Here is a 12,180-nt window from a genome sequence, read left to right as displayed (position 1 = left end):
ATTATGCTGCAACGCGGTAGCATAAGGCCATCGCGCGCGCGCGTCGACAGGTCCCGCCCCGGGCGCGCCCTATCGCTCGACGCGGCGCCAGCGCGCGCTGATCGCGACGCGGTCATGGATATGCCCGCCGACGATCACCAACATCGCACCGGCACTCGCGCAGAGGAAGCCGATCATCGCGAGCACGACCGCCAGCACGCCGTTCGCCGGATGCAGACGGGCCAGCGCGTGGAGCGCGGTAACGGCGATCGCCAGCGACAGGACGCCGCCCGCGCGCAGGCTGAGATCGGTGCGAAGGCGGGAAGCGTCGGTCATGCGACATCCCAGCTATCGCCACGCGCATATGCGTTCGAGATCGATATCGTGGGGAAGTCATAGTCTTCGCATAGTGCGCTTGCGCCGGCGAACGGCTGCCTCTCCGCCAACGCCCGTCATCCCCGCGGAGGCGGGGATCCAGATGCTCAACGGGGTGAGAGTCGATCGCGCGTTCAGCCAGTATGGATCCCCGCCTGCGCGGGGATGACGAATATGGAGGGATGTGAACTGGCCAAAAAACTACCAACGCGCTCAGGCGTCGACGAGCAGCCGGTAGCCGACGCCGAGTTCATTCGCGATCACGCTGCCGACGCCGCCCGCGCCTTCCAGCTTCTGTCGCAGGTTGCGCACGACGATGCGGAGATATTCGATCCGCCGGTCATGGTCCATCGGCCACGCCGCCTCCAGGATCCGCTGGTGAGTCACGACCCGCCCCGGATGCGCAGCCAAAGCCGACAGCACGTCATACTCCTTGCGGGTCAGGTGCGCCTCCTCGTCACCACGCCGCACCAGCCGGTGCTCGAAATCGATCTCCACCCCGTGCGCGCGCAGGATCGTCGGGCGTGCGGTCGCCTCGCCGCGCCCGCGCAACGCCACGCGCAGCCGCGCGAGCAACTCCTCGGTATCGAACGGTTTGGTGACGTAATCCTCGGCGCCGAGATCGAGCGCGGCGACCTTCTGGTCGGTCGCCTCGCGCGCCGACACGACCAGCACGATCGGATCGGCGAGCTTCTTCAACAGCGGCACGAGCTCGAGGCCGTCGCGATCGGGCAGCCCGAGATCGAGCAGCACCGCGGTCAACGGCCGGCTGCCTGCGACCCGCAACGCCTCGCGCGCGTCGACCGCCTCCTCGACGCCGTACCCCGCCCGCTCCAGCGTGTTGCGCAGCAGCCGTCGGATATGCAGCTCGTCGTCGACGATCAAAATGGTCTGTCCGCTCACACATTCGCTCCATCGGTCTCGCGGACGAGCAGGTCCTTGGGAAAGCACAGCGAGAACCGTGCGCCGGTCCGGTCTTCGCGATTGCCGGCCTCGACACTCATCCCCATCGCTTCGGCGAACGCCTTGACGATCGCAAGCCCCAGCCCGGTCCCGCCGATCGCGCGGTCGGAGCCTTCGAGGCGGCGGAACGTCTCGAACACCTCCTTCTCGCGGCCGGGTGGCAGACCAGGCCCCTGGTCGATCACCGACAGCCGGAGCATCCCGAAGCGGTGCTCGGCGCGCACCACGACCGGCGTGCCCGGGTCGGCATAGCGTCCGGCATTGTCGAGCAGGTTGAGCAGGCAGTGGTGGAGCAGCTGCGGATCGATGCGCACCAGCGGCAGGTTCGGCGCGACGTCGAGGTCGATCGCATGGCCCTCCAGCACGCGCTTGGTATCGTGAACCGCGCCTGCGACCGCATCGGTCAGGTCGGTTGGCTCGAGCCGGAGGCGTAGCGCGCCCGCCTCGACCCGCGCCATGTCGAGCAGGTTGCCGACGAACCGGTTGAGCCGCGCCGCCTCGCTCTCGATCGTGGCGATCAGTTCGGGGGTAACGCCGCGGTGCAATTCCGCCGCCGCCGCCATCACCGAGGTCAGCGGCGTGCGCAGGTCGTGGCTGACCGACGATAGCAGAGCCTGCCGCAACCGATCGCGCTCGCGCACCGCATCGACATCGCGCATCTCGACCTCCAGCCGTGCGCGTTCGAGCACCAGCGACGCCTGGTCCACCAGGCTCATCAGCAGCGGCAGCTGGTCCGACCGCACCGGATCGCCGCCGACGTCGCGCGCGAGGCCGAGCACCGCCAGCGTGCGCTCGCCCGATCGCAGCGGCTGGAAGAACCATTCGGATGCCGCCAGCGTCCCCGACCCGCGCCCCGCCGGCGCGCCATTGTCATACGCCCATTGCGCGGCGGCCATCTCCATCGTCTCGAGCCGATAGTCCGCGCCGTTCGCGGCCTGCACGGCGAGGCCCGGGTCTTCGGCGACGAGGATCACCGCGCGCACGTCGAACAGCCGCCCGATCTCCTCGCAGATCGCGCGGGCGAGCGCGACGGGCTCGTTCAGCGACGTCATCTGGCGCAGGAACCCGGCGAGCGCGGCGTTGGTGCGTGCGCTGGCGGCGGCGATATCGGCCTGCGCGCGGACTCGCGAGGTGAGCTGGCTCGTCACGAACGCGATGCCGAGCAGCACCAGGATCGAGATCACGTTTTCCGGGTTGTTGATCGTCAGCGTGCCGGTCGGCGGCAGGAAGAAGAAATTGTACGCGACCGACGAGGCGATCCCCGCGAACAGACCGGTGCGCAGGCCGAACAGGCTGGCCGCCGCCATCACCGGCAGTAGGTACAGCAGCGCGACGTTGCCGAGGTTGAGGATGTGGAACAGCGCGCTCGCCACCCCGGTGACGCCCGCCACCATCGCCGTCGTCCAGGCATAGCCCGCCTTGCTGCCCCAGCCGCCGCTATGGGCGCGCCGGCCCCGCGTGGCGGTGCCCCCCCCCTCCATCGGCAGGACATGCACCGCGATCCCCGGCGTCTCGCGCACCATCTGGTCGACGACCGAGCCGTGGCGCATCTCGAACCACCGCGACCGGGTCGACTTGCCGACCACCAGCTGCGTCGCGCGCGCCTCGGTCGTGAAGGTCTTGAGGCCGTCGACCACCGAGGCCGCGGGGACGGTGGCGACGTCGCCGCCGAGCTGCGTCGCGAGGTTGAACACGCCGGCGAGCTGGCGATGCTCGGCCTCGCCAAAGCCCTGCGCGCGCGGGGTCTCGATATACACCGCGGTCCAGGGCGCGCGCATCGCATCGGCGATCCGCTTGGTCGCGCGGACAAGGCCGAGCGCGCCGGGCAGTTCGCTGATGGCGACGACGATCCGCTCGCCGCCCGCCCAGGTGCCGCCGACGCCGAGCGCGCGGACATGTTCGAGCATCTGCGCATCGACCGCCTGCGCCGCACGCCGCAACGCGAGTTCGCGCAGCGCGGACAGGTTCGACTTGGAGAAGAAATGCGCGAGCGCGCGAGTCGCCTCCTGCGGCAGATAGACCTTGCCCGCCTTCAGCCGCTCGATCAGCTCGTCGGGCGGGATGTCGACGACCTCGATCTCGGCTGCCTCGACGATGCTGTCGGGGACGGTCTCGCGGACTCGCACGCGCGTGAACGACGCGACGACGTCGTTGAGGCTCTCGATATGCTGGATGTTGATCGTCGAATAGACGTCGATGCCCGCAGCCAGCAGCTCCTCGACATCCTGATAGCGCTTGGGGTGGCGGCTGCCGGGCGCGTTGGTATGCGCGAGTTCGTCGACCAGGACGAGCGTCGGCGCGCGCGCGAGGATCGCGTCGAGATCCATCTCGTCGAGCGTCCGCCCCTCATAGGGGATCGGCTTGCGCGGCACGATCTCATGCCCGCGGGTGAGCGCCGCGGTTTCGACCCGGCCATGCGTCTCAACCACGCCGATGACGATGTCGACGCCCGCGCGACGGCGTTCGGCGCCTTCGGAGAGCATCTCGAAGGTTTTGCCGACGCCGGGCGCGGCACCAAGGAAGATCTTCAGACGGCCGCGACCCTCCTGCGACGCCTGTCGCAGAAGGGCCTCGGGCGATGGTCGCGTGTTGTCGTTCAACGTGCGCCCGTTGCGTGCGGCCCGGTGGCGTCGAGGGCGCGGTTGAGGGCTAGGACGTTGACGCGCGGTTCGCCGAGGATGCCGAACAGCGCGCCGTCGACGTTAGCCGTTACCAGACCGCGGACCTTATCGGCAGGGAGGTTGCGGACGCGGGCGACGCGCGCGACCTGCGCATAGGCCGAGGCTGGCGACAGGTCAGGGTCGAGCCCCGAGCCCGACGCGGTGGCGAGATCGGCGGGCAGAGGCCCGGTCACACCTTCCGCGCGACGCTTGGCGACATCGGCCTTGGTCCGATCGACGAGCGCCTGGCTGGTCGGCCCGAGGTTCGACCCCGACGAGGCGAGCCCGTCATAGCCCTTGCCGGCCGCCGAGGGGCGAGTCTGGAAATAGCGATCGGTGGTGAACGCCTGCCCGACCACGGTCGAGCCGATCGCCTTGCCGTCGGCGACAACGAGGCTGCCGTTCGCCTGGGTCGGGAAGATCACCTGTCCGATACCGGTCATCGCGAGGGGATAGACGATCCCGAGCAACAGCGCGAACAGGATCGTCATGACGAACGCAGGGCGAAGGGCGGAGGTAAGATCGGATGTCATTCTGCAACTCCTTGTGTCCCCGCGAAGGCGGGGACCCAGTCTGGGCTCCCGCCTTCGCGGGAGAACAAATTCACGCTAGCCCCAGCGCACCGACCAGAACGTCGATGAGCTTGATCCCGACGAACGGCGCGATCAGGCCGCCGAGGCCGTAGACCGCGAGATTGCGCGCGAGCAGCGGGCCCGCCGCCATCGGCTTGTACGCGACACCCCGGAGTGCGAGCGGCACCAGCATCGGGATGATGATCGCGTTGAAGATGATCGCCGACAGGATCGCACTTTCGGGCGAGCCCAGCCGCATCACGTTGAGCACGCCGAGCCCCGGATAGAGCGCGACGAACATCGCCGGGATGATCGCGAAATACTTCGCCACGTCGTTCGCCACCGAGAAGGTCGTCAGCGCACCGCGCGTCATCAGCAGCTGCTTTCCCAGCCCCACGATCTCGATCAGCTTGGTCGGATCGCTGTCGAGGTCGACCATGTTGCCCGCCTCGCGCGCGGCCTGCGTGCCGGTGTTCATCGCCACGCCGACATCCGCCTGCGCCAGCGCCGGCGCATCGTTGGTGCCGTCGCCGCACATCGCGACCAGCCGCCCGCCCTGCTGTTCCTTGCGGATCAGCGCGAGCTTGTCCTCAGGGGTAGCCTGCGCGAGGAAATCGTCGACGCCGGCCTCCGCCGCGATCGCCGCCGCGGTGAGCGGGTTGTCGCCGGTAATCATCACCGTGCGGATACCCATCGTCCTGAGCTCGCCGAAGCGTTCGCGGATGCCCGCCTTGACGACGTCCTTCAGGAAGACCGCACCGAGCAGCCGCCCGTCCATCGCCACCGCCAGCGGCGTGCCGCCGGCGCGCGCGATCTCGTCGGTGATCCGGCGCAGCTCGGTCGCCGCGGCGGTCGCCCCTACCCCCGGATTGGCCTTCAGGATCGAATCGACCGCGCCCTTCTGGATCAGCGCGCCGTTTACCTTCACGCCCGAGATGCGGGTCTGCGCGGTGAAGGGGATGACTTCCGCACCATCCGGCAAGGCCGTCGTCGTCACGCCGAACTTGTCGCGCGCGAGGACGACGATCGATCGGCCTTCCGGCGTCTCGTCGGCGAGGCTCGCGAGCAACGCCGCCTCGGCCAGCTCCTCGTCGCGTGTGCCGCCGACGCTGCGGAATTCGCTCGCCTGGCGGTCGCCGATCGTGATCGTGCCGGTCTTGTCGAGCAGCAGCACGTCGATATCGCCCGCCGCCTCGACCGCGCGACCCGATTTCGCCAGCACGTTGAAGCGCACCAGCCGGTCCATCCCGGCGATGCCGATCGCCGACAGCAACGCGGCGATCGTCGTCGGGATCAGCGTGATCAGCAGCGCGGCGAGGATCGCGACGGGCACGCGGCCGCCCGCATAGCTCGCAAAGCCCGGGATCGTACCGACCGCGATCAGGAAGATGATCGTCAGCCCGACGAGCAGCAGCGTGAGCGCTATCTCGTTCGGCGTCTTTTGCCGCTCGGCGCCCTCGACCAGCGCGATCATCCGGTCGAGAAAGCCCTCGCCCGGATTGGCGGTGACCTTCACGCGGATCTCGTCGGAGATGACTCGCGTGCCCGCGGTGACGGCGGACCGATCGCCGCCCGCCTCGCGGATCACCGGCGCGCTCTCGCCGGTGATCGCGGCCTCGTTGACCGAGGCGACGCCCCAGACGACTTCGCCGTCCGCGGGGATCAGGTCGCCCCCCCCAGCGCCACCGGCACTCACCAGGACGATGTCGCCGGACCGCAGCGCGCTGGCGGGGACGGACTCGACCTGGTCGCCCTTCATGCGCCGCGCGGTCAGCTCCGCCTTGGTCGCGCGGAGCGACGCGGCCTGCGCCTTGCCGCGGCCCTCGGCGAGCGCTTCGGCAAAGGTGCCGAACAGCACCGTCAGCCACAGCCAGATGACGAGCTGTATCTTGAAGCCGATCGAGAGCCCGTCGCCGCCGACGTTGACGAGGATCGTCAACAGCGTGGCGACGACGGCGGTGACGAACATCACCGGGTTGCGGATCAACTGCCGCGGATCGAGTTTCCGGAAAGCGTCGCCGATCGCCGGGATGATCAAGTCGGCCGTGAACAGCGACTTGGTAGGGGTGCGTGCCATTTTGGCTTGTCCCGTCAGAAGGTTTTGCCGCTGATCATCGCGAGATGATCGGCGATGGGACCGAGCGCGAGGCTCGGCAGGAAGGTCAGGCCGCCGACGATCAGGATGATCCCGACCAGCAGGCCGATCCACAGCGCCCCCGTCGTCGGGAACGAGCCTGCGCTTTCGGGCGTGTACTTTTTCGCGGCGAGCGACCCTGCGATGGCGAGCATCGGCACGATGATGAAGAAGCGGCCGAGCCACATCGCGACGCCGAGCAGGCCGTTGTAGAACGGCGTGTTGGCGGTCAGCCCGGCAAAGGCCGACCCGTTGTTACCGACCGCGCTGGTATAGGCGTACAGGATCTCGGTGAACCCGTGCGGCCCCTTGTTCAGCGGCCCCGCCAGCCCGTCGGGCAGCACCGCGCTGAGCGCCGTGAAGCCGAGGATGACGAGCGGCAGGATCGCAATCGCGAGCACCGCGAGTTTCACCTCCCGCGCCTCGATCTTCTTGCCGACATATTCGGGCGTGCGGCCGACCATCAGCCCGGCGACGAACACCGCGAGGATGGCGAACAGCAGGAAGCCGTAGATGCCCGCACCGACGCCGCCGATGACGACTTCGCCAAGCTGCATGTTGAGCAGCGGGATCATCCCGCCGAGCGCGGTGAAGCTGTCGTGCATCGCGTTGACTGCGCCGCACGAGGCCGCGGTGGTGACGACCGAGAACAGGGCGGACGCGGCGATCCCGAAGCGGACCTCCTTGCCTTCCATGTTGCCGCCTGCGACGCCGATGCCGTGCAGGATCGGGTTGCCCGCGGCTTCCTGCGCATAGGTGATGGTGACGCCGGCGAGGAACAGCACGAGCATCGCCGAGAGGATCGCCCAGCCCTGTTTGGTGTTGCCGACCGCCTTGCCGAACGTCCAGGTCAGCCCGAAGCCGATGACGAAGATCGACAGCGTCTGCACCAGGTTGGTGAGCGCGGTCGGGTTCTCGAACGGATGCGCCGAGTTGGCGTTGAAGAAGCCGCCACCATTGGTGCCGAGCATCTTGATCGCTTCCTGGCTCGCCACCGGGCCGAGCGTCAGCGTCTGCTTGAGCCCTTCCAGCGTGGTGATGTCGACCGTGCCGGCCAGCGTCTGCGGCACGCCGCTGGCGATGTAGAACAGCGTCAGGACGACGCAGACCGGCACCAGCAGGTACAGCGTGACGCGGGTCACGTCGGCCCAGAAATTACCGATCGTCGCACTGGAGCGCCTGGCGAACCCGCGGAACAGCGCGAACGCCAGCGCGATGCCGGTCGCCGCCGACAGGAAGTTGTGGATCGTCAGGCCGAACATCTGGGCAAAGTTCGACATCGTCGATTCGCCGGCATAGCTCTGCCAGTTGGTGTTGGCGGTGAAGCTGATCGCGGTGTTGAACGCGAGATGCGGGCTGAGCCCCGCCAGCCCTTGCGGATTGCCCGGCAGCACGCCCTGCAGCCGCAGCACCGCATAGGTCAGCGCCATCAGCACCGCGTTGAACGCGATCATGTGCAGCGCATAGCGGCGCCAGCCCTGCTCCTGTTTCGGGTCGATCCCGCTGAGCCTGTAGAAGCCGGTCTCGACGGGGCCGAGAACGACGTGGAACGGCGTGCGGCGGCCTTCGTACAGCGCGAACAGCCACAGCCCGACGGGCTTGGTCAACGCCAGCAATATGCCGACGAAGCCCAGGATGAGGATCCATCCTTCGAATGTCATGCGGACGCGCTCCTAAAAGCGTTCGGGACGGATGAGCACCGCCACGAGATAGAAAAGCAGCCCGAGCGCGACGATCGCGGCGAGCCAGAGGTCGAGGGTCATGGCTGCGTCCTCACGCGTGGTCACACAGCCGGACATAGGCGAGCGTTGCCGCCACCAGCCCGAGCATGAACGCTATCCAGAGTAGATCCTGCATCGATCGATCCTTCAGAAGGCGGCGGTGAGCGAGGCGACGATCGTGCCGTCGGCGATCGATCCGGTGCCGTCCTGCCCGCGCGAGAAGCTCGGCTGGAGGTAAGCGGCACGGCGACGCGTGATGTCGGTGTCGACATAGCTGACGTTGAGCGTCAAATTCTTGTACGTCGCGTCCGTCCCCAGCGACCAATCCCAATAGTCGCCGGTCGGCGCCGCGCTGGTCGCGTTGGGGCCTAGGCCGTCATTGCCCCAGCTATGGCCGATATGCGCCTTGGCGGTCAGCGGCGTGCCGGAAATCGCGAACGCACCGTCGCCGGTGAGGTAGAGATTGTCCTCCTTGTCGCCCGCATCGGTATAGACGCCCGCCGCGGCATCGGCGCCGGTGCGGTACCATTTGCCGAGCGCCTGCTGCCTCGGCGCGTAGAAGGCGCTCGCGGTCAGCGTCGCCGGGCCGGTCGTGCCGCTCAGCTTCACATAGGGTTCGGCATAGTCGGTCTTCGACGCGCCGCCCGGATACATGTACCAGGTCAGCCCGACGTCGAGCGTCGCATTGTCGGCCAGCTTGTGCTTGTAGCCGCCGATCAGGTCGAGCTCCATGTTCGAGCCGCCGAACGTGCCCCAGCCCGACAGGTTCGAGCCCCAGGCGCCGACATAGAAGCCGCTGTCGTGCGCGATCGTCAGCCCGCCCTGGATCGCGCCGTCCTTGTCCGACTGCGACACGCCGCGCAGGCGATAATCGGTCGCGAGCGTGGCGGAGCCGCTGACGGTCACGGCCGACGGCGGGGCGGTGTCCTGCGCGAAGGCGGGCGTGGCGAGACCGGTCAACAGACCGGCGGCGGCGGCGAAACGAAGACTGTGCATTGCTATCCCCATGCGCGGGCGGCCGAAAGACTGGCGCACCGCGAGGACTGGCAATTAGGCCTTGGCGACGTAGCAATTCGAGATCGATTGCCCGCGTCGCGCGTATGTTTCGCGTAGTATTGTCGGAATTATCGCGCGCTGCGACGCAGGAGTATCCACCCCGCGATACCCGACAGGATCGACCCCGCGAACACGCCGATCTTCACCGAATCCATCGCGTGCGGCGCGCCGGCGAACGCCAGCCCGCCGATGAACAGGCTCATCGTGAAGCCGATCCCGCACAGCACCGCCATGCCGTAGACCTGTGCCCAGCTCGCCCCCTTCGGCGCCGCGGCGAGCCCGACCGTGACGAGTCCGCGGATCGTCGCGAAGATGCCGATCTGCTTGCCGAGGAACAGCCCGAGCATGATCCCGACCGGCAGCGGCGAGATCACGTCCGCCGCCGCCATCCCGCCGAACGCGATGCCCGCATTGGCGAACCCGAACGCCGGCACGATCAGGAAACTCGACCAGGGCTGGAGCGCATGTTCGAGACGTTTCAGCGGCGGCTGGCCACCGCCCGTCCGCAGCGGGATCGTCAGCGCGACCGCCACGCCTGCCAGCGTCGCATGCACGCCCGACAGCAAGACGCCGTACCAGATGCCGACGCCGATCAGCAGATACGGCAGCAGCGACCGGACGCCCGACAGGTTCAGGATGACGAGCACGCCGAGCCCTGCACCCGCCGCGAGCAACGGCAGCAGCGCGATATGGCCGGTATAGAACAGCGCGATGACGAGGATCGCGAGCAGGTCGTCGATTACCGCGATCGCGGTCAGCAGCACCTTGAGCGAGGTCGGCACGCGCGACCCGAGCAACGCCAGAATGCCGAGCGCAAACGCGATGTCGGTTGCCGCCGGGATCGCCCAGCCGCGCAGATTGGCGGGCGTGCCGATGTTGACGAGCAGATAGAGGCACGCCGGCACGATCATGCCCGCAAGCGCCGCCGTACCGGGCATGATGCGCTCGCCCCAGGTCGAGAGATGCCCCGAGACGAACTCGCTCTTCACCTCCAGCCCGATCAGCAGGAAGAACAGCGCCATCGCGCCGTCGTTGATCCAGTGCTCGACGCTCATCCCGCCGACCGCGTGGTGCAGCGTCGCGACATAGGTGGGCGCGAGCGGCGAGTTGGCGACGATCAGCGCGGCGATCGTTGCGGCGAGCAGCACGATCGCCCCCGCCGCATCGCCCGCGAAGAAACGCCGGATTGCGGTCAAAGCCCCTCGCCGCCGACCCATTGCGCGTTCGACAGGCGGCGCGCGAGGTCCCAGCTCTGGACCCGGATGTCGGGGACCGCGACGACCTCCCACAGCCCGCCGCGGGTCATCGGGCCGATGCAGTGGATGCGGTCGTCGGGCGTGCCGTCGGCCCGGATCGCGCGCGACTGCGCATCGACGTCGACGCCGAGCCGCAACGGATCGGGCCGGATCGCCCCCGCCGCGAGCAGGTGCTTCACGAGTGGCTCCTCGGAGCGCAGCAGATCGCCCTGTGGCCCGGTGCAATTGACGATCCGCGCGGCGCGGGTGACGACCGGCACCGTCTCGCCGCGGGGTCGCCAGCGCAGCACGGCGTGCGTGCCATCCGCTTGCGCGGACACGATCTTGCCCGCCGCGACCGTCAGCCGCCCGGACTCGACGAGCGCTTCGACCCGCTCGGCGACGCGCGGTGCGAGCCGATGGCGGTGGACATCCCAATAGGGCCGCAGATGCCGGAGGAAGCGTCCGCGCACCTCCTGCGACGCGGCCGCCCACAGCATCTGCGTGACCGGACGAAGCTCGTCCACCGCGCACCGCCAGCCCTCGACCGCGGCCCTAGCGCGAACGTGGCGGACCAGGTCGGTCAGCCCGCCCTGCGGCTTGTCCGCGACACCGCGGTGCGCGGGCGCGCCGTCGACGTGGCGGCGCGGTGACAGGCCGCGCCGCGAGGTGGCCAGGATATGGCCCTCGAAACCCTGCGCATCTAGCAGCAACGCCGCGTCGATCGCGGTCAGCCCGGTGCCGACCAGCACGACGGTGTCGTCCGCGCCAAGCCCCTCGGCCAGATCCGCCGCCCACGGGTCCGCGCAATACACCCCCGCCGGCAATGCGTCGGGCTTCAGACCCGGCGGCGTATGCGGGGGCAAATTGCCGAGCGCGAGCACCGCGGTGTCGGCGGCGATCGTCCGCCCGTCCGCCATCGTCAGCATAATACCGTCACCGGCCACCGGATCGATCGCGCAGACCTCGCCCTCGACATGGACGAGCCGTCCGTCCGACTCCGCGATCGCCGCATCGAGCAGTTCGCGCAAATAGGCGCCATAGGTGGTGCGCGGGACGAAGGTGGTGCGGTCGCCCTTGCCATGCGCCTCCAGCCAGCGGACGAAGTGACCGGGGTCGTCGGGCAACGCGCTCATATTGCCCGCGCGGACGTTGAGCAGGTGATCGGGATGCGCCGCGCTATACGCGACCCCGCGCGCGAGCTGCCGGTCACGCCGCTCGATCAGCGTGACGCGCGGGCCCTCGTGCCGCATCAGGTTGACCGCGAACAACGCACCGGAGAACCCGCCCCCGACGACGACGACATGATCCTCAGGCCCCGCAATCCGCGGCATCGTCGCTCGGTCGTCCATCTGTTCGCTCACCCCTTCTGTCGGGGCACCCCATGCCCGATCCGGCGCGGCGCGCCCAGCCCATGCCGCCAAGAACGCGGTCACCCCCCCTCCGTCATCCTGACGAAAGTCAGGATCCAGAGCCATGAGCGCG

The 12,180-nt window shown here is 68.7% G+C and carries 10 protein-coding genes; all 10 read right to left on the bottom strand.

Annotation, left to right across the window (positions count from 1 at the left end):
* Window positions 1–69 precede the first annotated feature (69 nt).
* Window positions 70–315, bottom strand: coding sequence for a hypothetical protein (locus tag EV283_RS13895; RefSeq protein ID WP_130326363.1), 246 nt, complete (start codon window positions 313–315; stop codon window positions 70–72).
* A 252-nt stretch (window positions 316–567) separates the two neighbouring features.
* Complete coding sequence (locus EV283_RS13890; protein WP_130326361.1) at window positions 568–1,257, bottom strand: response regulator transcription factor; 690 nt, start codon at window positions 1,255–1,257, stop codon at window positions 568–570.
* On the bottom strand, window positions 1,254–3,917 hold the full coding sequence (locus tag EV283_RS13885) for a sensor histidine kinase KdpD (RefSeq protein ID WP_130326359.1): 2,664 nt from the start codon (window positions 3,915–3,917) through the stop codon (window positions 1,254–1,256). The genes EV283_RS13890 and EV283_RS13885 overlap by 4 nt, the downstream gene beginning before the upstream one ends.
* The gene (gene kdpC / locus EV283_RS13880; protein ID WP_130326357.1) at window positions 3,914–4,510 is read right to left on the bottom strand and encodes a potassium-transporting ATPase subunit KdpC; all 597 of its coding nucleotides are present in this window, start codon (window positions 4,508–4,510) and stop codon (window positions 3,914–3,916) included. The genes EV283_RS13885 and kdpC overlap by 4 nt, the downstream gene beginning before the upstream one ends.
* A 70-nt stretch (window positions 4,511–4,580) precedes the next feature.
* Window positions 4,581–6,626: a potassium-transporting ATPase subunit KdpB gene (kdpB, locus tag EV283_RS13875; RefSeq protein WP_130326355.1), complete on the bottom strand. Its 2,046-nt coding sequence runs from the start codon at window positions 6,624–6,626 to the stop codon at window positions 4,581–4,583.
* 14 nt (window positions 6,627–6,640) lie between these two features.
* Complete coding sequence (kdpA, locus tag EV283_RS13870) at window positions 6,641–8,344, bottom strand: potassium-transporting ATPase subunit KdpA (protein ID WP_130326353.1); 1,704 nt, start codon at window positions 8,342–8,344, stop codon at window positions 6,641–6,643.
* A 12-nt stretch (window positions 8,345–8,356) separates the two neighbouring features.
* Complete coding sequence (kdpF, locus tag EV283_RS13865) at window positions 8,357–8,446, bottom strand: K(+)-transporting ATPase subunit F (protein ID WP_055875324.1); 90 nt, start codon at window positions 8,444–8,446, stop codon at window positions 8,357–8,359.
* A gap of 105 nt (window positions 8,447–8,551) precedes the next feature.
* A complete protein-coding gene (locus tag EV283_RS13860) occupies window positions 8,552–9,400 on the bottom strand; it encodes a TorF family putative porin (RefSeq protein WP_130326351.1) in 849 nt (282 codons plus the stop codon).
* A 128-nt stretch (window positions 9,401–9,528) separates the two neighbouring features.
* A complete protein-coding gene (gene nhaA / locus EV283_RS13855) occupies window positions 9,529–10,656 on the bottom strand; it encodes a Na+/H+ antiporter NhaA (protein WP_347400222.1) in 1,128 nt (375 codons plus the stop codon).
* Window positions 10,653–12,047 (bottom strand): FAD/NAD(P)-binding protein, encoded by a 1,395-nt coding sequence (locus EV283_RS13850; protein WP_130326939.1) that lies wholly within the window; start codon window positions 12,045–12,047, stop codon window positions 10,653–10,655. The genes nhaA and EV283_RS13850 overlap by 4 nt, the downstream gene beginning before the upstream one ends.
* Window positions 12,048–12,180 lie beyond the last annotated feature (133 nt).

Origin of the sequence: Sphingomonas sp. BK036, from assembly GCF_004216825.1 — a bacterium.
Lineage (GTDB): Bacteria > Pseudomonadota > Alphaproteobacteria > Sphingomonadales > Sphingomonadaceae > Sphingomonas.
This window is presented reverse-complemented; position numbering and strand designations above follow the sequence as displayed.